The 24685-nt window shown below is 64.1% G+C and carries 22 protein-coding genes; 15 read left to right on the forward strand and 7 right to left on the reverse strand.

Annotation, left to right across the window (positions count from 1 at the left end; all coding sequences use genetic code 11):
* The first annotated feature begins 155 nt into the window (after positions 1–155).
* Both B0E47_RS04795 and B0E47_RS04800 read left to right on the forward strand, forming a co-directional pair.
* Positions 156–1586 (forward strand): APC family permease, encoded by a 1431-nt coding sequence (locus B0E47_RS04795; RefSeq protein WP_077512852.1) that lies wholly within the window; start codon positions 156–158, stop codon positions 1584–1586.
* A 530-nt stretch (positions 1587–2116) separates the two neighbouring features.
* Positions 2117–3559: an aldehyde dehydrogenase family protein gene (locus B0E47_RS04800; RefSeq protein WP_077512853.1), complete on the forward strand. Its 1443-nt coding sequence runs from the start codon at positions 2117–2119 to the stop codon at positions 3557–3559.
* Between the two features lie 320 nt (positions 3560–3879).
* Here B0E47_RS04800 and B0E47_RS04805 read toward each other — a convergent pair whose 3' ends face one another.
* The gene (locus B0E47_RS04805) at positions 3880–4311 is read right to left on the reverse strand and encodes a VOC family protein (protein ID WP_077512854.1); all 432 of its coding nucleotides are present in this window, start codon (positions 4309–4311) and stop codon (positions 3880–3882) included.
* A 134-nt stretch (positions 4312–4445) separates the two neighbouring features.
* Here B0E47_RS04805 and B0E47_RS04810 point away from each other — a divergent pair, with 134 nt between their 5' ends.
* Both B0E47_RS04810 and B0E47_RS04815 read left to right on the forward strand, forming a co-directional pair.
* Complete coding sequence (locus tag B0E47_RS04810) at positions 4446–5018, forward strand: TetR/AcrR family transcriptional regulator (protein ID WP_077512855.1); 573 nt, start codon at positions 4446–4448, stop codon at positions 5016–5018.
* Positions 5019–5516: 498 nt separating this feature from the next.
* A complete protein-coding gene (locus B0E47_RS04815) occupies positions 5517–6539 on the forward strand; it encodes an AraC family transcriptional regulator (protein ID WP_077512856.1) in 1023 nt (340 codons plus the stop codon).
* A 19-nt stretch (positions 6540–6558) separates the two neighbouring features.
* Here B0E47_RS04815 and B0E47_RS04820 read toward each other — a convergent pair whose 3' ends face one another.
* Entirely contained in the window at positions 6559–7755 is a 1197-nt protein-coding gene (locus B0E47_RS04820) for a glycoside hydrolase family 27 protein (RefSeq protein ID WP_077512857.1), read from the reverse strand.
* Positions 7756–7822: 67 nt separating this feature from the next.
* Entirely contained in the window at positions 7823–9019 is a 1197-nt protein-coding gene (locus B0E47_RS04825; protein ID WP_077512858.1) for a glycoside hydrolase family 27 protein, read from the reverse strand.
* A gap of 157 nt (positions 9020–9176) precedes the next feature.
* Here B0E47_RS04825 and B0E47_RS04830 point away from each other — a divergent pair, with 157 nt between their 5' ends.
* The 8 genes from B0E47_RS04830 to ampE all read left to right on the forward strand — a co-directional run bounded on the left by B0E47_RS04830 (position 9177) and on the right by ampE (position 14963).
* Positions 9177–10169, forward strand: a complete 993-nt coding sequence (locus tag B0E47_RS04830; protein WP_077512859.1) for an aldose epimerase family protein — start codon at positions 9177–9179, stop codon at positions 10167–10169.
* Positions 10170–10297: 128 nt separating this feature from the next.
* Positions 10298–10495, forward strand: a complete 198-nt coding sequence (locus B0E47_RS04835; RefSeq protein WP_168171005.1) for a (2Fe-2S)-binding protein — start codon at positions 10298–10300, stop codon at positions 10493–10495.
* A gap of 124 nt (positions 10496–10619) precedes the next feature.
* Positions 10620–11090, forward strand: coding sequence for a bacterioferritin (bfr, locus tag B0E47_RS04840; RefSeq protein WP_077512860.1), 471 nt, complete (start codon positions 10620–10622; stop codon positions 11088–11090).
* Positions 11091–11204: 114 nt separating this feature from the next.
* The gene (locus B0E47_RS04845; protein WP_077512861.1) at positions 11205–11957 is read left to right on the forward strand and encodes a DUF6776 family protein; all 753 of its coding nucleotides are present in this window, start codon (positions 11205–11207) and stop codon (positions 11955–11957) included.
* Entirely contained in the window at positions 11944–12378 is a 435-nt protein-coding gene (locus B0E47_RS04850; RefSeq protein WP_077512862.1) for a polymer-forming cytoskeletal protein, read from the forward strand. The genes B0E47_RS04845 and B0E47_RS04850 overlap by 14 nt, the downstream gene beginning before the upstream one ends.
* A 45-nt stretch (positions 12379–12423) precedes the next feature.
* Positions 12424–12792 (forward strand): iron-sulfur cluster insertion protein ErpA, encoded by a 369-nt coding sequence (erpA, locus tag B0E47_RS04855; RefSeq protein WP_077512863.1) that lies wholly within the window; start codon positions 12424–12426, stop codon positions 12790–12792.
* A gap of 10 nt (positions 12793–12802) precedes the next feature.
* Positions 12803–13768, forward strand: a complete 966-nt coding sequence (gene nudC / locus B0E47_RS04860) for an NAD(+) diphosphatase (RefSeq protein WP_077512864.1) — start codon at positions 12803–12805, stop codon at positions 13766–13768.
* Positions 13769–14093: 325 nt separating this feature from the next.
* Positions 14094–14963, forward strand: a complete 870-nt coding sequence (gene ampE / locus B0E47_RS04865) for a regulatory signaling modulator protein AmpE (RefSeq protein ID WP_077512865.1) — start codon at positions 14094–14096, stop codon at positions 14961–14963.
* 19 nt (positions 14964–14982) lie between these two features.
* Here ampE and B0E47_RS04870 read toward each other — a convergent pair whose 3' ends face one another.
* Positions 14983–16857: an MFS transporter gene (locus B0E47_RS04870; RefSeq protein ID WP_077512866.1), complete on the reverse strand. Its 1875-nt coding sequence runs from the start codon at positions 16855–16857 to the stop codon at positions 14983–14985.
* A 350-nt stretch (positions 16858–17207) separates the two neighbouring features.
* Here B0E47_RS04870 and B0E47_RS04875 point away from each other — a divergent pair, with 350 nt between their 5' ends.
* A complete protein-coding gene (locus tag B0E47_RS04875) occupies positions 17208–17780 on the forward strand; it encodes a helix-turn-helix transcriptional regulator (protein WP_077512867.1) in 573 nt (190 codons plus the stop codon).
* Between the two features lie 67 nt (positions 17781–17847).
* Here the strand turns inward: B0E47_RS04875 and glyS are convergent, their stop codons facing one another.
* Positions 17848–19995, reverse strand: coding sequence for a glycine--tRNA ligase subunit beta (gene glyS, locus B0E47_RS04880; RefSeq protein WP_077512868.1), 2148 nt, complete (start codon positions 19993–19995; stop codon positions 17848–17850).
* Positions 19992–20915: a glycine--tRNA ligase subunit alpha gene (glyQ, locus tag B0E47_RS04885; RefSeq protein ID WP_077512869.1), complete on the reverse strand. Its 924-nt coding sequence runs from the start codon at positions 20913–20915 to the stop codon at positions 19992–19994. The genes glyS and glyQ overlap by 4 nt, the downstream gene beginning before the upstream one ends.
* Before the next feature lie 98 nt (positions 20916–21013).
* Between glyQ and B0E47_RS04890 the strand changes: the two genes are divergently transcribed.
* Together B0E47_RS04890 and B0E47_RS04895 are read left to right on the forward strand one after the other, a co-directional pair.
* On the forward strand, positions 21014–22834 hold the full coding sequence (locus tag B0E47_RS04890; RefSeq protein WP_077512870.1) for a GspE/PulE family protein: 1821 nt from the start codon (positions 21014–21016) through the stop codon (positions 22832–22834).
* Between the two features lie 30 nt (positions 22835–22864).
* Positions 22865–23590, forward strand: a complete 726-nt coding sequence (locus B0E47_RS04895; RefSeq protein ID WP_077512871.1) for a glutamine amidotransferase — start codon at positions 22865–22867, stop codon at positions 23588–23590.
* Between the two features lie 9 nt (positions 23591–23599).
* Here the strand turns inward: B0E47_RS04895 and B0E47_RS04900 are convergent, their stop codons facing one another.
* Complete coding sequence (locus B0E47_RS04900; RefSeq protein WP_077512872.1) at positions 23600–24283, reverse strand: rhomboid family intramembrane serine protease; 684 nt, start codon at positions 24281–24283, stop codon at positions 23600–23602.
* Positions 24284–24685 lie beyond the last annotated feature (402 nt).

Raw genomic sequence — 24685 nt, forward strand, 5'->3', positions numbered from 1 at the left:
CCGTCATCCCAGCGAAAGCTGGGATCCAGTGCCCTTGCAAGACACGTAAGACGCTGGATTCCAGCTTTCGCTGGAATGACGGGAAAAAAACTTCAGCACCCTTCAAACGCTGCGCTTTTTTTGTTGAATCCACCGCACATAGGGGAAAGCACACGATGACCACCACGCCGGCAGCAACGCATGAACCGGGCCTGCATCGTGTGCTCGGCACCAGAGACCTGGTGCTGTTCAACATCGCGGCGATCGTCGCTCTGCGCTGGCTGTCGATGGCAGCCCAGGTGGGGCCTTCGAGCCTGGTGCTCTGGCTGCTGGGACTTATCGGTTTCTTCATCCCCCTGGCGCTGGCGGTACTCGAACTGAGTTCGCGCGTACCCGGACAGGGTGGCCTGTACCTGTGGTCGAAAGCGGCGTTCGGCGATATGCATGGCTTCATCGCCGGCTGGACGTACTGGGTCTCCAACCTGGTCTATTTCCCGTTCGCGCTGCTGTTCAGCGCCGGCATCTTTCTGCATGTCGGCGGCGACCGCTGGCTGGCGCGTGCCGGCGACGGCAGCTACAACCTCGTCTATTGCCTGACGGTACTGTGGGTCGCGACCGGGCTCGGCATTTTCGGCCTCGAACGCGCCAAGTGGCTGCAGAACATCGGCGGCATCGCGACCTGGTCGGCGGCTGCACTCATCCTCGTAGCAGGCGCGCTGGCCGCGTACCACTTCGGGGCGGCCACCGCGATCACAACGACGAACGTGCTACCCGACTTCAGCAAGCTCGCAACCTTCTCCACCTTCGCGACGATGGCCCTCGCCTTCCAGGGTCTCGAACTCGGGCTGATCCTCGGCGGAGAAATCAAGGATCCGCGCCGGCAGATCCCGCGTGCCACCCTGATTTCCTGCGTCGTCATTGCGGCCATCTATATCGCCGGCACGACATCTCTGCTGATCGCGCTACCCGCCTCGACCATCGACATCATCGCCGGCATCCCGCAGGCGCTGTCCGCGATTGGCGAACGGATCGGCCTGCCGATGTTCGGCTCGCTGACCGCAGCACTCGTCACGGTCGGCACGATCGGCTCCATCTCCGCCTGGGTCACCGGTACGGCGCGCCTGCCCTTCGTGGTGGGCGTCGATCGCTACCTGCCCGCCGCGCTGGGCCGTCTGCATCCCAGGTACGGCACGCCCCATGTCGCCTTGATCACCCAGGGCATCCTGACCTCGCTGGTGCTGGCGGCGGCGCTGTCCGGCTCCAGCATCCACGAGGCCTACATCATCCTGGTCGACATGACCGCCATCATGTCGCTGCTGCCCCTGCTGTACATCCTGCTGGCGTTTCCGCTGCTGCGCCGCCGCGCCGCCGGCCGCAACGAAGGCGTCAACCTGTCGCCCGGCGGCACCTTCGGCTGCTGGCTGGCCGGGCTGACCGGTTTCGCAGTCACCTTGCTGGCGATCGTCACCTCGATGATTCCTCCCGCCGACAGCAGCAATCCGAGCCTGTTCCTGCTCAAGGTGGTGGGGGGCTCGGCACTGCTGATCGGCATCGGCCTGCTGTTTTACCGGCATGGCCAGCGGCAGGTCAGGCAGCCGTCGCGCTGATCCTGCGCCGACACTTCAAGGCCAGTGCGTATGGCCACTGAGCTGAGCATGCATCGCCATTACCGCTAACCAGACCCGACAGCAGAACTGGCCCGCGGTGATTACCGCTCTGGTCATGGTGAATCAACGCATCGCTACCGATCACGATAACTAACGACGATCGTTACGAGACGGCAACTCCCCCGACGAAGGGCCGTTTCCGCCACCCGTTGTTGCCTGTCGGCATTTCCAAGACTTGACGGTCAAATTGCAAGAAGCGGACGTCCGCCGAACCGCAAAGTTCGGCTGCCTTGCGCTCGACGGCTTCCCACGGCACCGGCAGGCCCACCTTGCGGTAGAGAGATCGCGGCCCGGAGGCTGGAACCAGGAGCGGTAGCTCATCAACAGACCGTTCGGCACGTTCTGCAAGAGCATTGGCGTCTTTTGCTAGTTACGTCGCCCCGCCTTTTAGCCACACTGAAATTGTGAGCTGGGGTCCTGAGAGCCACAGCGACCTTGGTAAAGCCGAAACCTCATGAACGGTGACACAAATGAAAACACATGAAACCACGACTCCAGTAAGAGCCTTTGATCGCGCCTATATCAACGGCCAGTTCGTCACTCCCCATGGAACCCAGGTCGTCGACCTGGTGAACCCTACCGACAACAGGGTTATCGGCAAGGTCACCATGGCAGACGAAATCGACACCCGAAAAGCCATCGGTGCTGCGAAAGAGGCCTTCAACACCTTTTCGCAAAGTAGCAAGGAATACCGGATGGAGCTTCTGCAGCGGCTGCACGACGCCGTGGCCAAGCGAATGGATCAGCTCGTTGAGGCGACGGTCGTGGAATACGGCGCACCGCAAGACCGTGCGAAGGGCTCCAACAACCTCGCGGCGAACATTTTCCTGCACTTCAAGAAAGTCCTCGAAGATTTCGACCTGGTCAAAACTGTCGGCACATCCAAGGTCGTGATGGAACCGGTCGGCGTGGTGGGCATATTTACGCCATGGAATTCGAGCGCCGGCTCGATCGCGATCAAGGTGGCGCCGGCGATCGCTGCCGGATGCACGGTCGTCATCAAGCCCAGCGAGATGAGCGCTATGCAAACGGAAGTGTTGATGGACGCCTTTCATGAAGCCGGGTTGCCTCCTGGCGTCATCAATGTCGTGACGGGCCTCGGCGAGGTCGTCGGGACGGAGTTAACGCAAAGTCCCGACATTCAGAAAATCGCTTTCACCGGTTCGACGCAGATCGGAAAACTGGTCGCCAAGAACTCCCTGGACACGATGAAGCGCTTGACGCTGGAGCTCGGGGGCAAGTCGCCCAACATCATCCTGGACGACGCCGATCTCTCCACGGCGATCCCGATGGCCATCAACGCCTGCTACCTGAACAACGGGCAGGCCTGCATTGCGGCTTCGCGTCTGATCGTGCCGGAAGACCGACTCGACGAAGTGAAGCGATTGGCCAAGGCGGCCGTCGAGAAAATCAAAGTGGGCGACCCGAGGGACAAGGACGTCACCCTCGGCCCATTGGCCAGCACAAGGCAGTACAAGCGCGTGCAGGAGTACATCCAGTCCGGGATCGAGGAAGGTGCGGAGCTCGTCATCGGCGGGAAAGGTCATCCCCAGGGACTTGAAGATGGGAATTTCATCAAGCCCACCGTGTTTGCCAACGTCACCCGCGAGATGCGTATCGCGAAGGAAGAAATCTTCGGACCGGTCCTGTCGATACTGACGTACAAGACGGAAGCCGAGGCCATTGAAATCGCCAATGACACCGAATTCGGCCTCATCGCCTACGTAAGCTCGGCGGACCCGGAAAGAGCCACCCGCGTGGCGCGCAAACTCGCCGCCGGCCGCGTCCTGATCAACACAATAAGTCACGATCCGTTTGCTCCCTTTGGTGGGTTCAAACAATCGGGGATCGGTCGGGAAGGCGGTATTTTCGGGCTGCAAGAGTACGTGGAACCCAAAGCGATCATTGGCTAACTGCGAAGACCGGCCTCGTTGATCACCCGTACCGTCAAAGTCTGATCACGGGACCGAGCTCGATCAGCGTGCGGTCCTGATCAAGTGACGCTTTGGCGGCTTCGAGCTGGTTGCACCATAGTCTGTTGATGGCAGGTTCGACGAACTGAACCAACCTTCCAGCCCGCAATAAGCCAGGAGGTTACCGCACAGCCAGCTGATCGTGGTCGGGGGCATCGCGTGCCCTGGCTCAAGCCCGAAGATCACATCGCTGATGGCCTAATCGGGCGCTGGCTTTGGCGTCAATGGCTTGCTGGCGCATCCGATATTCCGCGGAAATATCAAACGGGCTTGTCGCCACAATGACTAGTGTAGAAACTGACGCCATTGCCATCGGGATCTTGTATTGTGAAATAGTGATGGCCGTATAGCGCGCGTTCTGCGATGGCTGACGGTGAATATCCTTTATCAATCAGGCCGGTCCTGTAGAGATCGAGCTCCGCTTTTGTATGCCCAGCGATCATCAGATCCAATTTTTCGCTGCCAAATTCTGGTCTTTGGCCGACATGACTGTTCTGCAAAATGCGGCTCTGATCGTCGTCCTTTTGAAATAGCAGCAAATGCGTGCCACCGCGCAGTTCAACGATCGCCAATCCAGGAAACGTGTCGAGTGCGCGCAGACCTAAGCCAGCATAAAATTGATGACTTGCCTCGATGTTTTGCACTTTCATGACAAAGTGACCGAGGGCTGCGGCGGGTAAAGAGTCTTCCATTTCTAAGTCCTTTCATAAAGTTCGCTAGTGGGCTAGCTGGGGAGCAGCCTTGCTGTGCAAGCGCCACCGCGCTAATCTGACTAGCCAGTCGGAAATAATATGCGACTGGTCAGTCGAAAAAGCAAGGGGGTGTTGTGACGCGAAAGAAGGAAATCGACAGGGACAAGGTCTTGGATGCTGCCGGGGCCGTCATCCTCGAATCTGGTGGTCGAAATTTCACGCTCGATGCCGTCGCCGAGCGTGCGGGGATCAGCAAGGGCGGTCTCGTCTATACCTTTGCGACTAAGGATGGATTGGTATACGCGACGCTAGAACGAGAAATGGCTCGTTTTCAGGAGGCAGTGCATGGGCGACTTGGCAGTGGGCCAACTGGGCCGGTCGAATTGGTCCTCGCACATATTGAGGAAGCCCTGGCAGAGGACGACGCCTCGACGCAAATGGCGGCTTTCCTCATAACCGCACTGGTGCACGCCCCTGACATGTTGGGACCGGTGCGACGCCTTTACAGCGCATTGCTCGATCCGCTTCGATCGGAACATGGTGAGTTTGCTGAAGTCCGTCACGCACTGCTGGCTGTTGAAGGTATTTTTCTGCTCCGAGGACTCGGGTTTGCAGAGGTTTCCTCAGACGAGCTCAAATCTGTCCTGCTCCATGCACGCAACACCGTCCTTGCGGTGTTGAATAGATCGGCATACCTACCGCTCTGAGAATCAGAGGTTTAACGATGAGTGCGGCGATCTCTCAATTCCGGCATACCAATTTCAACGCCTCCAGGCTCGCTTGCTCCCTCAATCGCAGTCACCAACACAAACAGCATCGTTCCGCCCGCGCATCACCCAGGGCCTAACTGGCGCTGTCGCCCCATATCCCAAGATATCCCACTGCTTCGCACCGCCGCAGCGATCTGCTGCCCCAGGTAGCTGTGCAAGAGGAGTTGATCGCGAACAGCACGCCGAACGCTGTCAGTCCGGCTCCGAGCACGATCGTCGCAGGAACGTCGCAGGAACGTCTCCCATCAGCAGCAGTGCCATGATCGTCGGCGTGAGCGTGAGGATGATCGAGGTGCTCGGTCCGATCCATGGCTTCCGGCCCCATTGATCACGATGGCCCGGAACTCTGATCACGCCCGCCCAGCACGCGCAGCTAACCCGAGGAATGTCCTGACAGCGCGATGGCTTCCAGACGAAATGCCAGCGAGAGAAAAAATGACCGTCCACGTGCCAGACCGTTTCAAAGCCGCAAACGCCTTTTGGATAGGGCTCGCGAAGATCGGACTTACGCCAGCAGCGGTGCTGAGCCAAGCTCGGTTGCCACTGACTGTTTACGACGGCAAGAAGAACCTCGTCACGACGGCGCAGTTCTTCTCACTCTGGCGTGCCGTGGGCGAGCTCTCCGCTGATCCGGCCGCAGGCCTGAAAATCGCCACCCAGATCGACGTTGGCCATCGGCCACCGTCAACGATGGCGGCCTATTACGCCCGTGACTACCGGGATGCCCTCACCCGCCTTGCTCGCTTCAAGCAACTGTGTTCGCCCGAGGAACTGCAAATCAAGGTGAGCAAGGACGAATGCGTGGTCGAGCCTGTGTGGCTCCACGCGCAGGAAGAAACGCCGCCCCTGCTGACAGACGCCGCCTTTGTCTCGTTCGTTGAACTTGGTCGCCGCGGCACAGGGCATTTGGTGACGGCGAAAAGGGTCGAGCTAAAGCGCAGCGTGGAGGCGACCGGCTTCCACGAAGCCTATTTCAAGGGCCCGATCACGTTCGGAGCGCGACGGAATGCGCTCGTCCTGCACGCGACCGATCTCGACCGACCATTCCTTACCTACAACGCCGAGCTGCTTGACATGTTGAATCCGCAGCTCGAACGCGCGCTTGAAGAGCGCCGTGCGCAAAGTTCGATCCGTGAGCAGGTGAAATGGATTCTCAAACGCCTGCTCGCGGGAAACCGGCCGGAGATATCGGCCGTGGCGCGCGAGCTCGGGTTGAGCGATCGGACCTTGCAGCGTCGAATCATCGATGACGGCGCAACCTTCCGGCAGTTGCTTCTTGAGGCGCGGCGGGAACTGGCGCACGAGTACCTCAACCGGCCGGAGATGGATGTCACGGAAGTGGCGTTTCTGCTCGGCTACGAGGATTCGAATTCTTTCTATCGAGCTTTCCGAACGTGGGAGGGGACGACACCCTCCCAACTGAGGGTAGCGCTCCGACGATCTGAAACTAGGCAATAAATGCAAGAGGACTGATGGATCAATCCAGCCGAACCATCACCACGCCATGCGTCGGCACCTCCGCGGAGAAGCTGCCCTTGGCTGCGGGCAAGTCCTGGTGCGTCCACAAGTCGCGCACCTTCAGGCGCAACGATGCAGGAAGGTGCAAGTCCTCCCACGTCACCGTGACCGGGTGGCTGGCCTTGCTGCGATTCAGCAGGACGACGGCGCGACCGCCGCCTTTCAGGGGCCGGGCCCAGACCTCGTAGTCGCCGTGTTTGGCCACGCGACTCGCCTGCACGCCGAGAGGATCCTGATCGATGGCGATCACTTCCTTGTTGGTCAGGATGGCCTTGGTCTCCGGCGTCATCGTGGCGAGGTCGTTGCCGGCCATCAAGGGTGCCGCCAGCACGGCCCACAGGCTGAAGTGTGACTTGTATTCCTCGAACGACATCTTGCCGTTGCCGACCTCCAGCATGTCCGGGTCGTTCCAATGACCGGGACCGGCATAGCCTGCCAGACCGACCTGCAGATCGAGAATGTCCATCACGCTGTGCTCGTAGCCGTGCCGGCCCTCCCAGTGGTCGTAGATGTCGTCGGTGGTGCGCCACATATTGCCGACGCCGTTGCCCCACAGCCACGGTTTGCTCAGACCCCATTCGCAGATGCTGAAGACGATCGGCCGCCCGGAGGCGCGCAAGGCGTCGCTCATCGTCTCGTAGGTGGACTTGGCGTCCTGGGTATAGGTCGAGCACCAGTCGTATTTCAGATAGTCGACGCCCCAGGATGCGTAGGTGCGTGCATCCTGATACTCATGCCCCAGGCTGCCCGGGCGCTTGCCGCAGGTCAGCTTGCCGGCATCCGAATAGATGCCGAACTTCAGGCCGCGCGAATGGATGTAGTCGCCCAGCGCTTTCATGCCGGAGGGGAAGCGTTGGGGATCGGCGACGATTTGGCCCTTGGCGTTGCGCCCGCTCTGCCAGCAATCGTCGATGACGATGTACTCGTAACCGGCGTCCTTCATGCCGGAGCTGACCATGGTGTCGGCGGCCTGACGAATCACCGTCTCGTTGATCGCGCAGCCGAACTTGTTCCAGGTGTTCCAGCCCATCGGCGGCGTCAAGGCGAGGCCGTTGGACTCCCGCGGCTGCGGCGGAGCGCTCTCGGCCTTGACCGTAGCGACATGCATGAATCCGACGGCCAGCAGGCCGCTCAGAAAACCAGAGATCCGCTTCATGGGGAGTCTTTCCAATAAGTAAGAAGGATGAAGTCGCCTGCCGCATACAGCAGGCGACTTCTAGAGATCAGGCCTCGACGCGGATCATCACCACGCCGTGCGGCGGCACATCCGCGGCGAAGCTTCCGTGCGCTTTGGGCAGATCCTTGTGGCTCCACAGGTCGCGCACGCGCAACTCCAGCGTTGCCGGGTAGCCCAGCGCCTCCCAGGTCACGCCGATCTTGTGGGTTTGCTTGCTGCGATTGAACAACACGATCGCGCGACCACCGCCTTTCAACGGTTTGACCCAGACTTCATCGTCGCCGTTCTTGGCAAGGCGGCTGGCCTGGATGCCCAACGCATCCTGGTCGACGGCGATCACTTCCTTGTTGGTGAGGATCGACCGGGTCTCCTTGCTCATGTGCGCCAGATCGTTGCCGGCGATCAGCGGCGCGGCCAGTACGGCCCACAGACTGAAGTGCGACTTGTATTCCTCGAAGCTCATGCCGCCATTGCCGACTTCGAGCATGTCCGGATCGTTCCAGTGGCCGGGGCCGGCGTAGCTCTCGAGGCCAACCTGCATGTCCAGGATGTTGGTCATGCCGTTGTAGTGACCGTCGCGGCTCTCCCAACCGTCGTAGATGTCACCCGACATGCGCCACAGATTGCCGATCGTCTCGCCCCACAACCAGGGCTGGCTCTTGCCCCATTCGCAGATGCTGAAGACGATGGGCCGCCCCGAGGCGCGCAAGGCGTCGCTCATGGTCTCGTAGCTTGACTTGGCATCCTGACTACCGGTCGAGCACCAGTCGTACTTCAGGTAGTCGACACCCCAGGCGGCGTATTGGCGCGCGTCCTGGTACTCGAAGCCACGACTGCCGGGACGGCCCGCGCAGGTCTTCCTGCCGGCGTCGGAATAGATGCCAAACTTCAGGCCCTTGCCGTGGATGTAATCCGCCAGCGCCTTGATGCCCGAAGGAAAGCGCTTGGGATCCGCCTGGATGTCGCCGTTGCTGTCGCGCGCACCGTGCCAGCAATCGTCGATGATCACGTATTGATAGCCGGCATCTTTCATCCCCGAACTGACCATCGCGTCCGCCGCCGCGCGGATGACGCTCTCGTTGATGTCGCAACCGAATTTGTTCCACGAGTTCCAGCCCATCGGCGGCGTCAGCGCCAGTCCGTTGGACTGCCGGGGCGGCCGTGGGGGCGCAACTTGCGCGCTTGCGAACGAAGCCATCAAGGACAGGCCGAACATCAACAGAGCCAGGGTGAACCGTTTCATCACGTTTTCCTCAATCGAGATCGTCGGGCCTGTGCTGGCCCGAGCAAAGAACCGCCTGGCGTCGCCATAGCTTTCCCGCGGCCCGCCCCATTTGTATGATGATACGATCATATATCGCAAGTCGCCGCAAGGCCGGGAAGTAGCAGAGGGGTGACGCGTGCGTATCATCGAAAACTGCGAAGGGCACCCTGTCCAGGAGATCGTACTCGGCAAGCCGGAAGGACTGAGCGCCACCATCATCACTTGGGGCGCGACGCTCAAAGGCCTGAGCCTGTCCTTGCAGGACGGCCAATCTCGGGATCTGGTCCTCGGACTGGACAGCCTCGACGAGTATCTCGCCCACGGCGCGCACATGGGCGCGATCGCCGGACGCGTTGCCAATCGCATCGGTGGCGGCGCGTTCACGCTGGGCGGCAAGGTTTATCGCCTGCCTCGAAACGATCGCGGTCGATCCACCTTGCACGGCGGTGGCGGCGGTTTCGGCCAACGGCCCTGGCGATTGCTGAGCCATGACGAAAACCAGGTCACGCTCGGCTTGACCTCCCCAGACGGCGACCTGGGATTTCCCGGTAACGTCTCGGTCACCTGCACCTATCGTCTACTCACGCCGTCCACTCTCCGCATCGAAATCAGTGCGGAAACCGATGCGCCAACGCCGCTGAACCTGGCGACGCACAGTTACTTCAATCTCGACGGCAGCCCGACGATCGACAACCACCGGCTGGCCATCAACGCCGCGTCATACACACCGGTCGACGCGGACCACGTTGCAACAGGAGAAATCAGATCCATCGACGGAACGCCTTGTGATTTCCGCCACCCACGCGTCGTGGGCGCCGGAGCTTTTGACATCAACTATGTGCTTGAGCCGCAGACGCGAGATCGCGCATCGCTTGCCCATGCCGCCAGCCTGATCAGCCCCGTCAACAGCGTCACCCTCGAGATCTGGACGACCGAACCCGCACTGCAGTTTTACGACGGGCAGGCCCTGAAGGCGGGGCGCTTCGGTCCACGCGCCGGGCTATGCCTGGAACCACAGGGTTTTCCCGATGCCCCCAATCAGCCGGGCTTTCCAAGCGTCATCGTGAAACCGGGCATGCCCTATCGCCAGGTGACCGAGTACCGGCTGAGCCTGGGCGCATTGCCCTGATAGCCAAGGGCGGACGCCAATCCCAAGGACGATCGCACCATGGTTATGGTTGCAGACACCTGAACGGGCGGCAGTCGGCGGCGATTTATTTGTTGACAATCATTCGCATTCGCGTTCTTATACGCGCCATGTACATCTGCCTGTGCAACGCCGTCACTGACCACGACATCCGCCGCGAAGCGGCCGATGGGGTGCGGACGTTTGCCGAATTGCAGGCACGCACCGGTTGCGGCGACTGCTGCGGCAGCTGCCGGGACGAGGCGCACACCACGTTCGACCAGGCCAGGGCGCAGGTTCTCTGCAAGCTGCCGCTCGTCGCCGCCTGAGCCAGTTCCCCCCGGCCGCCGTGCCGGGCGCATCGCACGACCGCAAACCGTTGCCGTTCTCATTCCGTCGATCGCTGCGCGGAATTTGTATAGTTCGCGCTGTCTGTCGTGAGGGAGAAACGCCATGAAAGGTGATGCCAAGGTCATCGAGTTCCTCAACAAGGTGCTCTACAACGAGCTGACCGCGATCAACCAGTATTTCCTGCACGCCCGCATGTACAAGAACTGGGGCTATACCGAGCTGGCCGAGCACGAGTACAAGGAATCGATCGACGAGATGAAGCATGCCGATCGCCTGATCGAGCGCATCCTGTTCCTGGACGGCCTGCCGAACCTGCAGCGGCTTGGCAAGTTGCGCATCGGCGAGAACCCGCTGGAGGCGCTGCAGGGCGACCTGGACCTGGAAATGGCCGCCACCACCGACCTGCGCGAGGGCATTGCGTACAGCGAAGGCATCTCCGACTACATCAGCCGCGATCTGTTCAAGCACATCCTGCACGATGAGGAAGAGCACATCGACTGGCTGGAAACGCAGTTCAGCCTGATCAAGGACATCGGCGCGGAGCGCTACCTGCAAAGCAAGATGCAGAGCTGATACCGCGTCACGATCCGCGCACGCCATCGCACCGGACCCGCGCAGGCGTGCGCCGGTTCCTTGACGCTTTCGTCACGTCGGGGCTATACCTTGGGTTTTCCGGAACGGCCTCGCATGGGTTCACGACCACCACCGCGCCTCGTGGTGCGCCGGCACGACGACGTCGGCCAGCGCTGGCGCCGGCTGTGGTGGGGGTTGGGCTGGCTGGGCAGCCTGCTGGCGGTGGGGCTGCTGGCGTATTTCCTGAGCGCGCACGTCGCGCCGGCGGCGGTCGATCATCGCCAGCAACGTGCGCTGCAGGCCCAGGTCGATGATCTGAAGCAGCAGGTGGCGAACCTGCAACGGGCGGCCCAGGTCAACGACGTGGCCACCCGTGCGCTGCGCGGCACGCTGACCCAGCGCGAGAAGGAACTCAGCGCATTGCGCGCCGACCTCGGCTTCTATTCGCGCCTGGTCGGCGGCGATGGCCAGCGCCAGGGACTGAAGCTGCAGGAAGTGAAGCTGCAGCCGATCACCGGTTCGCGCGGCTGGACGCTGATCCTCAGCCTCACCCAGAACGCCAAGCGCGGCGACGAAACCAGCGGCAATGCCACGGTCAGCGTGGAGGGCCTGCGCAACGACAAGGTGGTCACGCTCGACTGGCCGGCGCTGGGCGACGGCGCGCAGAAGGACGGCTTGCCGTTTCAATTCACCTATTTCCAGCAGTTGCAGGGCACCATCGTGCTGCCCGCGGATTTCCGGCCCACGCGACTGCGCATCCACATCCAGCCGGCAACTGGCGAAGCGATCAGTCGCGCCGTTGCCTGGAGCGCCGCGCTGAGCGGCAACATCACCACCGCCGAGGGAGACCGCGATGCTCAACCGTAGACGCCACGACCGCAACAACAGCAGCCCCGAAACCAGCCTGATCGCGCGCGGCACGGTGATCCGCGGCGACCTGCGCTTCAGCGGCGCGCTGCACCTGGACGGACGCATCGAGGGCACCGTGCTGGCCGAGGGCGACGATGCCATGTTCACGCTGAGCGAGCACGGCGAGGTGCAGGGCGAAGTACGCGTGCCGCATGCGGTGATCAACGGCCACATCACCGGCGACGTGTTCGTCGGCGTGCGGCTGGAACTGGCGCCGCTGGCACGCATCGACGGCGACCTGCGTTATCACACCATGGAAATGGCGGCCGGGGCCCAGGTCAACGGGCGCATCTCGCGCCAGGCGGAGGAGGCCCAGCGCGCATTGTCCGCACCGGATGCCGCCTCGCCCGCGATCGATGACGAGGCCGTGCCGGCCTGACGCGCTATGCTTGCACCTGTCGGCCACGCCCCCATCTAGACAGCCATGGAAACCATCGTCGCCATTCCCGATTACCGCAGCAGCGGCGCCCCGCTCGTGTTCACCGCGGCCGCCGCGCACAAGGTGCACGAGCTGATTGCCGAAGAAGGCAATCCGGCGCTGAAGCTGCGCGTGTATATCAGCGGCGGTGGTTGTTCCGGGTTCCAGTACGGCTTCACCTTCGATGAGGCGCAGGCCGAGGACGACCTGGCGATCGAACGCGAAGGCGTCACCCTGCTGTGCGATCCGCTGTCGCTGCAGTACCTCACCGGCGCGCAGATCGACTACGCCGAGAATCTCAGCGGTGCGCAGTTCGTGATCAGCAACCCGAACGCGAAGACCACCTGCGGCTGCGGTTCGTCCTTTTCCGCCTGATCGCGGCGTGATGGATCAGGCCAGGCTGCCGCGCCCCAACACCTTTGCCGGATTGAGCCTGGTGCTCGACCGCGTGGCCGAGCATCGCGACGAAGCGGCGTGGATCGCCACACAGGCCCGCTCGGATGCCGCGCGCTACCTGCTGCTGGATGGCGGCGGCGAAGCGTTTCTGCACCGGGACGGCGATGCCTTGCGCTGGCTCGATGCCGGCGAACGCGAGCGATGGTTTGCCGACGCACCCGCCAGCCTGCTCGGCATCGCGCATGGTGCGCCGCATTTCCTGCTGGTGGCGGATGACCCATCGCGCAACGGTGAGCTTGAGGAGGCGCTCGGCGCGCGCCGCATGAGCCTGCGCGGCGCCGGCCTGCTGCTCGGCGCCGACGAGGCCGGCCTGTTCGCCTATGCGAAGGGGCTGTCGCACTGGCAACGCGAGACGCGCTTCTGCGCCTGTTGCGGCGCGGCGCTGCGGCTGGTTTCCGCCGGCCATCGCGCGCAATGCAGCAACCCCAACTGCGCGCGCCTGCATTTTCCGCGCACCGATGCGGCGGTGATCATGCTGGTGGAGCACGAGGGCGCCTGCCTGCTTGGTCGCCAGGCCGGCTGGCCGGCGCATCGCTATTCCACCCTCGCCGGCTTCGTCGAACCGGGCGAAGCACTGGAGGACGCGGTGCGCCGCGAGGTCGCCGAGGAAGCCGGCGTGATCGTCGACGAGGTGCATTACCACTCCTCGCAACCGTGGCCGATGCCGGCCTCGCTGATGGTCGGTTTCATCGCCACCGCGGTATCGCGGGAGATCCGCATGCGCGACCTGGAACTGGAGGACGCGCGCTGGTTCACCCCCGAACAGATCGTCGACGGCATCGCCGATGGAAGCTTCGCGCCGTCCACTGCCTTGTCGGTGTCCTACCGTTTGCTCGCGCACTGGCTGCAGGCGCGCGCGGGGCTGGATCTGGATGCGCTGACCGGCACGGCCTGAGCGGCCCGAGCCGTTCGGCCTCTTCGCCAGCCCTGAACTTCGCCAGCCTCGAACTTCGCGGGTATCGGGCGGTCCGTGCACGGATACGGGCCACGGATTGACCCACGCATGCGCTGGAACCGCAGCAACCTGGACGGCTGGCAGGGATCGGCCCGGCGTGGATGTCGAGGCATGGCGAGGCATGACCGAGCGGGAACGGCTGGAGCGGCATGTCAGCCTGGCGCAGGTTGAGCGCACCACCGCAGAGTATCACTGCGGTCCGTGATGCTGCCCGGGCGCCGCGTGCGCTCGCTACAATGCAGCCATTGTCCGAGAGTCCGCTGCCATGGCCATCCGTCTGCTTGCCGCCCTCATCGCCCTGGGTTTGCTGCATGTTGCCCCGCAGCTGGCCGGCTGGCGCCGGGACGGCTTGTTCCGGCGCTGGGTAGTGCAGTTGTCCGATATCGGCGGCGCCGGACGCGTGGTGCTGGCGCTGGCGCTGCCGCTGGTGATCTGCGTGCTGCTGGCGTGGCTGTTCAGCCATACGCTGCTGGGTGAGTTGCTGCCGTTGCTGTTCGCCCTCGTCGTGCTGCTGTACTGCTTCGGCCCGCGCGAATTCGAGCGCGACCTGGAGGCGATCCTGGCCGCACCCGATGATGTCAGCCGCGAAGCGGCCGCGCAGGCGCTGGCCGATGACGGCCGCCCGGTGACCTGGGCAGCGCCGGCGCTGGGCGAGGCGATCGTCTATGCCGCGTTGCGCCGCCGCTTCGCCGTGCTGCTGTGGTTCTTCCTGCTCGGTCCGGTCGGCGCGCTGCTGTATCGGCTGACGCAGACGCTGGGCCGCGACGACTCGCTGCTGCTCGACGCTGCCTGCCAGCGCGCCGCCGGCTACCTCGCCAACGCGCTGGACTGGCTGCCGGCGCAGTTGCTCACCTTCACCCTGGCGGTGGTCGGCCATTGGGACGCAGTGATCGACGCCTGGCGCCGCTGGCACATCCAGGCCACGCCGACCAGCTGGTACGAGCGCGGCCCGGGCTTTCTCGGCGCCGCCGCACAGGCCGACGTGCTGATCGACATCGAGGCCGGCGATGGTTACGCCGAAGAACACAGCGACCCGCTGGACGAACTGCGCCGCCTGCGCAGCGCCCTGCTGCGTGCCTTGCTGGCCTGGCTCAGCGTGGTGGCACTGCTGGTGATCGGCAGCTGGGTCAGCTGAAAGCGGAGATCAGGGGAGATCAGGCCAGATCTCCGCGCAATTCGCGCACGCGCGCTTCCAGCATGGTGGCGCTGGCGTGCTGCGGTGGCACCGGCGCATCGACCACCAGCTCGATCCTGGCGCGGAACCGTCGCGGCAGTCGTGCGCGACGCAGCATCGAATCGCGCCGGCTCCACACGCTGCCCCACAAGCCGCGCAACGCCATCGGCACCACCGGCACCGGGCGGCGCGCCAGGATCTTCTCCACGCCGGGCCGGAACACGACAATCTCGCCGTCGGCGGTCAGACCGCCTTCGGGGAAGATGCATACCAGCTCGCCATCCGCCAGCGCGGCGTCGATCGCGTCGTAGGCTTCCTGCAGCACCGCGGGGTCTTCCTTGAAGCCGGCGATGGGAATCGCCTTGGCGGTGCGGAACACGAAACTCAGCAGCGGTGTGTTGAAGATCTTGTAGTACATCACGAAACGCGCCGGCCGCCGCAGGTTCGCCATCAGCAGCAGCGGATCCATGTAGCTGACGTGGTTGCACACCAGCAGCGCCGGCCCGTCTTCGGGCAGGTGCTGCATGCCGTCCACGCGCACCCGGTACAGCGTGTTCACCAGCACCCAGGTGATGAAGCGCATCAGGAACTCGGGCACCAGGGTGAAGATGTACACCGCCACCAGCACGTTGAGCAGGGCGTCGAGCAGGAAGATCGTCGCCGCGTTCATGCCCAGTCGCCCCAGTACCAGCCCGAACACGGCGGCCATCACGATCAGCAGGGCGTTGAGGATGTTGTTGCCGGCGATCACGCGCGACAGCTTTTCGCGTGGCGTGCGCGACTGCACGAAGGCAAACAGCGGCACCACGTAGAAACCGGCGAATACGCCGATCCCGATGAGGTCGAGCACGATGCGCCAGCTGCCGGCGCCGTGCAGGAAAGCCAGCCAATCCAGTCCGCGCACTGCCGCCATCCCATGCCGGGCGAAGTACAGGTCGATGCCGAACGCGGTGAGGCCGAACGCACCCAAGGGCACCAGGCCGATCTCCACCCGCTTGCCCGACAGCTTTTCGCACAGCAGCGCACCCGCCCCGGTGCCGATCGAAAACAGGGTGAGCACCAGGGTATTGACCGAGCCGTCGCCGCCCAGGGTCTCGCGGGTATAGATCGGCAGTTGCGCGATCAGCACCGTGCCGAAGAACCAGAACCACGAGATGCCCAGCACCGCGTTGAACACCGCGTGGTCGGCGCGGGTGATGCCGAGCACGCGGGCGGTTTCGCTGAACGGATTCCAGTTGAACTTCAGCTCCGGCGCAGTGGCCGGCGCGGGCGGAATGCGCCGACTCGCCAGGTAGCCGGCCACGGCCACCGCGATCGTCGCCGCCGACGCCAGCACTGGACCGACGCCGGCCACCAGCATCAGCGAGTTGCCGGCGATCATGCCGATCAGCATCGCCATCTGCGTGCCCATCTCGACCAGGCCGTTGCCGCCGACCAGTTCCTGCGGCTTCAGTGCCTGCGGCAGGATCGCGTACTTGATCGGCCCGAACATGGTCGAGTGCATGCCCATCATGAACAGCACCACCAGCAACAGCGAGGTGTGGTGGGTGTAGAAACCGTAGGCGGCCAGCGTCATCGCCGCGATCTCGAACAGTTTCACGTAGCGGATGATCCGGCTCTTCTCGTATTTCTCCGCCAGTTGTCCGGCGGTGGCAGAGAACAGGAAGAACGGAATGATGAACAGCGCCGGCGCCAGGTTGGTGTAGAGCGACACGGTCTGGTCGTCCAGCCCCATCTGGAATGCCACCAGCATCACCAGCGCATTGCGGAACGCGTTGTCGTTGAACGCGCCCAGCGCCTGGGTCCAGAAGAAGGGCGCGAAGCGTCGCTTGCCGAGCAGTCCGAATTGGCTCATGCGATGTCCTGTGCTGGTGGTTGGCCGTTTCCGGTGCGGCCGCGGCGACACCGGCCTGACGGTAGCAGCAGGATATCGCCGGAAGAAAGTCCGGCAACGAGGCTGAAACTCTGGGGCCCGTGCGATGTCAGAGTGACCGATGTCAACGCACGCGCCTGCCCAGCGTTCCTGAATGAGGTGCAAATGGCGGTGCGGCATGGATGCGTGCCCGGTGTCGATCGACTTGGCACGGGACCGAAAGCGGGCGCAAAATATCGCGGCGCTGACCGGAACCACCATTCCACTTGCCACCACTCGGAATAACTTGCGATCCGGCTTGCCCTTTTCCCCTTTCTGACCTGGCCATCCTCATGAGCATGCAGCAGCCGTCCTCCCAAAGCACCGCTGGCACTTTCGCGGACCGCATCCGTCTGCTGATCCAGCGGGTCGGCAGCGCCACCGAGATCGCCCGCATGTGCGGTTTCTCCGAGGGCGTGGTGCGCAGCTGGCGCGACGGCAACACCGATCCCTCCCGCGCGCGCTGCGTGACCCTGGCACGCACGCTCGGCATCTCGCTGGTGTGGCTGGTGGCGGGCGAGGGCGCGATCCAGGTCGATCCCACGGCGAACTTCCAGGACGATCAGTACACCAGCGAAGTCGTGCGCACCCATCGGCCGCGAACCAAACTGGGTTCGGTCACCCAGTTGCCGTTGTCCGCCCATGTCAACGGTCTGGATCCGCAGCGCTTGAACACCGCGATGCAGATGTTGCAATCGGAGCTGGAGCTGGCGGACAGTCCGCTGACCCTGGCCGGGAACACCGACCTGCTCACCGAACTCTATGAAATCCTCGGGCCCGGCGGCGTCAACGTGGATACCGGTGCGATCATGGCATTCAATCACCACCTGTCCGATCGCATCCGCAAGAGCCGCACCACGGCCTGAATCCCCGCACTCATCGACGAAAAAAAGGCAGCCGCGCGGCTGCCTTTTTTTTCCCGCGCCGCCCACGTCAGAGCAGGGCGATGTCGGCGACCGTGCTGAACTGGGTTTTCAACTGGGCGAGCAAGGCCAGCCGGTTGGCCCGCACGGCGGGATCGTCGGCGTTGACCAGCACGCCGTCGAAAAACGCATCCACCGGCGCCTGCAGTTGCGCGAGGCGACTGAGCACCGCGGCATAATCACCGGCGGCCTGCGCCGCGGCGCTGTCGCGCCGGGCGGCAGTCAATGCGTCAGCCAGCTCACGCTCCGCATCCGCCTCGAAGTGTGCGGGATCGACCGCGCGGCCGATCGGCGGCGCGCCGGCTTCTTCGGCCTGCTTGCGCAGGATGTTGGCGACGCGCTTGTTGGCAGCCGCCAGGCTGGCCGCCTCCGGGCAGCGGCCGAATTCGACGACGGCGCGCAGGCGCCGGTCAAAATCCGCCAGGCTCGCCGGCTGCACCGCCAGCACCGACTCGAACTGCGCGTGCTCGAAACCCTGTTCGGCGTAGTAACCACGCAGGCGGTCGAGCACGAACTCAACCAGCTCATCGACCAGGATCGCGCGGCGCGCGCCGGCATGCAGACTTGGTGGCTTGCCGTCCTTGCCGGGCTTGAGGCCCGCTGCCAGTGCCGTGTCCGGCAGCAGCTCCAGCGCCTCGATGAAACTGCCACGCAGGTCCAGCTCCAGGCCACCTTCGATCAGGGTGCGCGCCAGGCCGAGCGCGGCGCGACGCAGTGCAAACGGATCCTTGTTGCCGCCGGGCTTCATGCCGATGGCGAAGATGCCGGCCAGGGTATCCAGCCGTTCGGCCACGGCCAGCACCTGACCGAGCTTGTCGGCGGCAATGCGATCACCACCGAAACGCGGCTGGTAGTGGCTGTCCAACGCTGCGGCTACGGTCGCGCCCTCGCCGTCGTGACTGGCGTAATAGCGCCCCATCACGCCCTGCAGTTCGGGGAACTCGCCAACCATGCGGGTCAACAGGTCGCACTTGGCCAGGCTGGCCGCGCGCGTCGCCTGCGCCGCATCGGCGCCGACGCGGTTGGCGACGATGCGCGCCAGCTCGGCCACGCGTACGCTCTTGTCCCACTGGCTGCCGAGGGCTTGCTGATAGGTGACGTTCTTCAGCTGTTCCTGGTAGCTGGCCAGCGGCGTCTTCAGGTCTTCGTCCCAGAAGAACTTCGCGTCGGCGAAACGTGGCCGGATCACCCGCTCGTAGCCGCGGCGGATCTCGGCCGGGTCCTTGCTCTGGATGTTCGCGATGCCGATGAAATGCTCGGTGAGCTTGCCGTTGGCGTCGAACACCGGCACGAACTTCTGGTTCACCACCATGGTGGTGACCAGCGCCTCCGGCGGTACGTCGAGGAAGGCCTGCTCGAAGGTGCACGCGATCGCGACCGGCCATTCGGTGAGGTTGGCCAGTTCGTCCAGCAGTGCATCGTCCAGCCGGGGCGTGCCGCCGATACCAGCAGCCACCTTCGCAATCTCGTCACGGATACGCTGACGCCGTTCGACCGGATCGGCCAGCACCTTCGAGGCGCGCATGGAGTCGATCCAACCATCGGCGTCAGCCACGTGCACCGGCTGCGGATGCATGAAGCGGTGGCCGCGCGACTTGCGGCCACTGGACAGGCCGAGCACTTCGCCATCGACGATCTCGGCGCCATGCAGGATGACCAGCCAGTGCGCCGGGCGCACGAAACTGTAGTCGTGATCGGCCCAGCGCATCGGACGCGGGATCGGCAGTGCCTTCAGCGCTTCGTCGATGATTTCCGGCAACAGCGCGGCCAGCGGCTGACCCGGCTTGATCGTGCGCCAGACGAACCAGGCGCCCTTGTCGGTTTCCAGCTTTTCCAGCTGACCGACATCGACGCCACAGGATTGCGCAAAGCCGAGCAGCGCCCTGGACGGCTGGCCTTCGGCATCGAAGGCGGCAGCCAGCGCCGGGCCGCGGCGTTCGATCACCTGCTCCGGTTGCGACGACGCGACATCGGGAACGAAGGCCGCCAGCCGGCGAGGCGAGGCGTAAGCCACGGCCTGATCCAGCCCCGCGCTGACGCCGCGTTTGGCCAGACCGTCGCAGACACCACGCAGGAAGGCGGCGGACAGTTCGTCCAGCGCCTTCGGCGGCAGTTCCTCGGTGCCCAGCTCGATCAACAACGACTTGCCGGCGTTCATGCGGCCTGCTCCCGGCGGTCTTGGGCAACGGCGTTTTTCAGGCCCGGAAAACCGAGCTTCTCGCGTTGCGCCACGTACGCCTCGGCAACGCCGCGCGACAGCGCGCGCACGCGCAGGATGTAGCGCTGCCGCTCGGTGACGCTGATCGCGCGGCGCGCATCGAGCAGGTTGAAGGTATGGCTGGCCTTCATCACCTGCTCGTACGCCGGCAACGGCAGGTTGGCCGCGATCAGCTTGTTCGCCTCACCCTCGCACACGTCGAACCAGCGCAGCAGTTCGACCACGTTGGCGTGCTCGAAGTTGTAGGTGCTCTGCTCGATTTCGTTCTGCAGGAACACGTCGCCGTAGGTGACGACTCCGCGTGGACCGTCGGTCCAGGTCAGGTCAAAAACGTTATCCACATTTTGCAGGTACATCGCCAGCCGTTCCAGGCCATAGGTGATTTCGCCGGTGACCGGACGGCATTCGAGTCCGCCGGCCTGCTGGAAATAGGTGAACTGGGTGACCTCCATGCCGTTGAGCCAGACCTCCCAGCCCAGCCCCCAGGCACCCAGCGTCGGCGATTCCCAGTTGTCCTCGACGAAGCGCAGATCGTGCACCAGCGGATCGAGGCCCAGTTCCTTCAGTGAGCCGATGTACAGCTCGAGGATGTTCTCGGGGTTGGGCTTCATCACCACCTGGTACTGGTAGTAATGCTGCAGGCGATTGGGATTCTCGCCGTAGCGACCGTCCGTGGGCCGCCGCGATGGCTGCACATAGGCCGCCGACCACGGCTCGGGGCCAAGCGCGCGCAGGAAGGTGGCCGGGTGGAAAGTGCCGGCACCCACTTCGGTGTCGAGCGGCTGCAGCAGTACACAGCCCTGTTCCGCCCAGTAGCGGTTGAGGGTCTGGATCACATCCTGGAAGGTGCGCGCGGACATGGTTTTCCGTGACCTTGGCTAAAGCGCGTTAGTATAGCTGCAGCGTGCTTTGCGGCTGGAAACCCCGGCCGTCAAAGCCTTGGGGAGGACACAGTCGGATGGCCGCATCACCACAAATTGCATCCCTGCTCGGCCGCCGTGGTCGGCTGGAACTGGACGAGGTGCTGGCGGCCCTGGTGGTCGACGGCTACGTGCCGGCCGAGGACGCCAAGAATGTCCGCATGGGTGCGCGTGCCGGCCGCAGCACGGTCGAACTGCACCCGCTGGTGCTGATCGCCAACGCCAAGCTGACCAACCAGCGCGAGCCCGGCCGCCCGCTGAGTCTGGAGGCGCTGACCGAATGGCTGGCCGGCCACGCCGGGCTGCCGTATCTGAAAATCGATCCGATGAAGATCAATGTCGCCGCGGTCACCCAGGTGGTGAGCATGGCGTATGCGAAGCGGCACCGCATCCTGCCGATCGCCGCGACCGTCGGCGAGGTGACGTTCGCCACCTGCGAGCCGTTCGAGGAAGGCTGGGCGCCCGACCTGGCGCAGATGCTGCGCCGAGACATCAAGCGCGTCGTCGCCAGCCCGCTCGACATCAACCGCTACCTGCAGGAGTTTTACGGCGTCCAGCGTTCGATCCAGCTGGCACAGGACGCCAAGACCGGCAGCGACAGTTCCGCGGCGATCCTCAACTTCGAGCAACTGGTCGAGCTGGGCAAGAGCGGCGAGGTCGGCGCCGATGACCGCCACGTGGTGCACATCGTCGACTGGCTGCTGCAGTACGCGTTCGAGCAGCGCGCCTCGGACATCCACCTGGAACCACGACGCGACACCGGCCACATCCGCTTTCGCATCGACGGCGTGATGCAGAAGGTATTCGAGTTGCCGGCACCGGTGATGACCGCGGTGACCGCGCGCATCAAGATCCTCGCGCGCATGGACGTGGCCGAGAAGCGTCGGCCGCAGGATGGCCGCATCAAGACCCGTTCCTCATCCGGCCGCGAGGTCGAGCTGCGCATCTCGAACATGCCCACCGCGTTTGGCGAGAAGGTGGTGATGCGCATCTTCGATCCGGATCTGGTGGTGAAAGACTTCGCCCAGCTGGGTTTCTCGGCGAGCGAGGGCGCCAACTGGCGCAGCATGGTCGAGCGGCCGCACGGCATCGTGCTGGTCACCGGCCCGACCGGCTCAGGCAAGACCACCACGCTGTATTCCACGCTCAAGCACCTGGCCACCCCCGAACTCAACGTATGCACGGTGGAAGACCCGATCGAGATGGTCTCGCCCGAGTTCAACCAGATGCAGGTGCATGCGGCGATCGACCTGGACTTCGCCGCCGGCGTGCGCACCCTGCTGCGGCAGGATCCCGACATCATCATGGTCGGCGAGATCCGCGACCTGGAGACCGCGCAGATGGCGGTGCAGGCTTCGCTCACCGGCCACCTGGTGCTGTCGACCCTGCATACCAATGACGCGCCGAGCGCGGTCACCCGCCTGCTCGATCTGGGCGTGCCGCACTACCTGATCCAGTCCACGCTCACCGGTGTGGTGGCGCAGCGCTTGGTGCGCACCTTGTGCCCGCATTGCAAGCAGCCCACAACCCAGGATCCGCAAGCGTGGAACGTGCTGACCCACGGCTGGTCGATGCCGGTGCCCGAGCGGGTCTTCGGGCCGGTGGGCTGCCTGGAGTGCCGTAACACCGGCTTCTTGGGTCGCACCGGCATCTACGAAATGATGAAGCTGTCGACCCGATTGCGCGGCATGATCTCGGCCCAGCTCGACCTCAGCGGTTTCGGCCAGGCGGCGCTCACCGAGGGCATGCGCCCGCTGCGCATCTCGGCGGCCGACCAGGTCATCGCCGGGCTGACCACGGTGCAGGAAGTGCTCACCGTGTTGCCGCCCATCGACGGCTTCGACAATGATCAACCTTAGCGATACCCCGACCCCGCGCGGAACCCCTGCATGAAACCTGTATTGATCGTGCGCACCGGCCGGGCGCCGGATGCCATCCGTGCGCGGCATGGCGATTTTCCGCACTGGTTCCGGCTCGTCGCCGGACTGCGCCGGGAGCGGGTGCAACTGGTCGACGTCGCCGCCGGCGAAGCGCTACCGCCGGCACAGGCCGTCGCCGGCGCGATCATCACCGGCTCGGCGGCGATGGTCACCGAACGACTTCCCTGGAGCGAACGCAGCGCGGGCTGGATCCGCGATGCGATGGATGCCGGGCTGCCGTTGTTCGGCGTCTGCTACGGCCATCAACTGATGGCGCATGCCCTGGGCGGACGGGTCGACTACCTGCCGGGCGGGCGCGAGATCGGCACGCAACCGATCGAGCTGTCAGCGGGGCAGGAAAGCGATCCGCTGACGCGTGTCGTTCGCGATGGTTTCCGCGCGCACACGACGCATGAGCAGAGCGTACTCGAGCCGCCGGCCGGGGCGACTATCCTCGCCCGCTCCGCGCGCGATCCGCACCAGCTCTTGCGCTATGGTCCAAATGCGGTGAGCGTGCAGTTCCACCCCGAATTCAACGCCGAGGTGATGCGCGCCTACATCCGACGCAAACGCGCCGACCTTCGTCGCGAGGGTGCCGACCCCGAGCGAATCTTCAACGCCGTGGGTGCCACCCCGGTGGCGCGGCGCCTGTTGCGCCAGTTTGCCCGCCTGCATGCCTGGACCGAGCCCGTCTGACCAGGCAAGTCAACCACGCAGGCGGCGGGCGATCGCTTCGCGCGAGAACAACGCAAAACCCAGGCCGAACACGAAGCCGCCGATGTGAGCCCACCAGACATAGGCGCCATAACTCGGTCCGGCGTAACTGAACAACAATTGCAGCAAGACCCAGATGCCGATCAGCAGGAAGGCCGGCACACGCACAAACTCGAGATAGAGCCCCAGCGGCAAGACCAGACCCAGTTTGGCGCGCGGGAACAGCGCGACATAGGTACCCACCACGGCGGACACCGCGCCGCTGCAGCCAATGATCGGCAATCGCACGCCAGCCAGCGACAACGCGCCGATCAGGTTGGCCACGATGCCGCCGATCACGAACAGCAGCAAAAACCGCAAGGAGCCCAGTGCGCGCTCGCCCGGCAACCCGAAGATCACCAGGAACAGCAGGTTGCTCAGCAGATGCAACCAGGTGACATGGATGAACAGCGCCGTGAACAACCGCAGCAAGGCCGGATCGGTAAGTTGCGGCAGCAGCGCCTCGTGCGCGTCGAAGACGTTCGCCGGCACCGTCCCCCATTGCTGCAGCAGCAAGATCCTCTGCGGCGCCGGCATCATCGCCAGACCGACGAAGCACACCACGCAAACGCTGACAATCAGCAGCGTTGCCCAGTGCCAGCGTGGCCGGCGGCGGGTTTCGACGTGGACGAACAATGGTTGGCTCCTCGGGCGCCGGTCGGAAGACTTGGCGTCTGTCCATCATAGGCGATCGGGGACAGCCCACCCTGACGCAATCGTGCCTTTGGACTCTGGCCATGACCTGTTGCAGCCCGCGATCTTTGATCGCCGCAGCAACGCCGACCAAGAAAAAACCCCCACCGTTTCGGGTGGAGGTTTTTGGATAAAGCCCCTGGCGGTGACCTGTTGCGGGTCGCGACCTACGGTCGCCACCGCACAAAAGAAAAACCCCCACCGTTTCGGGTGGAGGTTTTTTGGATAAAGCCCCTGGCGGTGACCTGTTGCGGGTCGCGACCTACGGTCGCCACCGCACAAAAGAAAAACCCCCACCGTTTCGGGTGGGGGTTTTTGGATAAAGCCCCTGGCGGTGACCTACTC

The organism is Rhodanobacter sp. B05 (assembly GCF_002001085.1).
Classification (GTDB): domain Bacteria; phylum Pseudomonadota; class Gammaproteobacteria; order Xanthomonadales; family Rhodanobacteraceae; genus Rhodanobacter.

Bases quoted from the DNA above. Each gene is read 5' to 3' on its own strand.
- erpA (WP_077512863.1), top strand. From the start codon at position 12,424: ATGGAAACCATCGTCGCCATTCCCGATTACCGCAGCAGCGGCGCCCCG.
- B0E47_RS04815 (WP_077512856.1), top strand. From the start codon at position 5,517: ATGACCGTCCACGTGCCAGACCGTTTCAAAGCCGCAAACGCCTTTTGG.
- B0E47_RS04895 (WP_077512871.1), top strand. From the start codon at position 22,865: ATGAAACCTGTATTGATCGTGCGCACCGGCCGGGCGCCGGATGCCATC.
- bfr (WP_077512860.1), top strand. From the start codon at position 10,620: ATGAAAGGTGATGCCAAGGTCATCGAGTTCCTCAACAAGGTGCTCTAC.
- B0E47_RS04890 (WP_077512870.1), top strand. From the start codon at position 21,014: ATGGCCGCATCACCACAAATTGCATCCCTGCTCGGCCGCCGTGGTCGG.
- B0E47_RS04825 (WP_077512858.1), bottom strand. From the start codon at position 9,019: ATGAAACGGTTCACCCTGGCTCTGTTGATGTTCGGCCTGTCCTTGATG.
- B0E47_RS04875 (WP_077512867.1), top strand. From the start codon at position 17,208: ATGAGCATGCAGCAGCCGTCCTCCCAAAGCACCGCTGGCACTTTCGCG.
- B0E47_RS04835 (WP_168171005.1), top strand. From the start codon at position 10,298: ATGTACATCTGCCTGTGCAACGCCGTCACTGACCACGACATCCGCCGC.
- B0E47_RS04820 (WP_077512857.1), bottom strand. From the start codon at position 7,755: ATGAAGCGGATCTCTGGTTTTCTGAGCGGCCTGCTGGCCGTCGGATTC.
- glyS (WP_077512868.1), bottom strand. From the start codon at position 19,995: ATGAACGCCGGCAAGTCGTTGTTGATCGAGCTGGGCACCGAGGAACTG.
- glyQ (WP_077512869.1), bottom strand. From the start codon at position 20,915: ATGTCCGCGCGCACCTTCCAGGATGTGATCCAGACCCTCAACCGCTAC.
- ampE (WP_077512865.1), top strand. From the start codon at position 14,094: ATGGCCATCCGTCTGCTTGCCGCCCTCATCGCCCTGGGTTTGCTGCAT.
- B0E47_RS04795 (WP_077512852.1), top strand. From the start codon at position 156: ATGACCACCACGCCGGCAGCAACGCATGAACCGGGCCTGCATCGTGTG.
- B0E47_RS04800 (WP_077512853.1), top strand. From the start codon at position 2,117: ATGAAAACACATGAAACCACGACTCCAGTAAGAGCCTTTGATCGCGCC.
- B0E47_RS04850 (WP_077512862.1), top strand. From the start codon at position 11,944: ATGCTCAACCGTAGACGCCACGACCGCAACAACAGCAGCCCCGAAACC.
- B0E47_RS04870 (WP_077512866.1), bottom strand. From the start codon at position 16,857: ATGAGCCAATTCGGACTGCTCGGCAAGCGACGCTTCGCGCCCTTCTTC.
- B0E47_RS04845 (WP_077512861.1), top strand. From the start codon at position 11,205: ATGGGTTCACGACCACCACCGCGCCTCGTGGTGCGCCGGCACGACGAC.
- nudC (WP_077512864.1), top strand. From the start codon at position 12,803: ATGGATCAGGCCAGGCTGCCGCGCCCCAACACCTTTGCCGGATTGAGC.
- B0E47_RS04805 (WP_077512854.1), bottom strand. From the start codon at position 4,311: ATGGAAGACTCTTTACCCGCCGCAGCCCTCGGTCACTTTGTCATGAAA.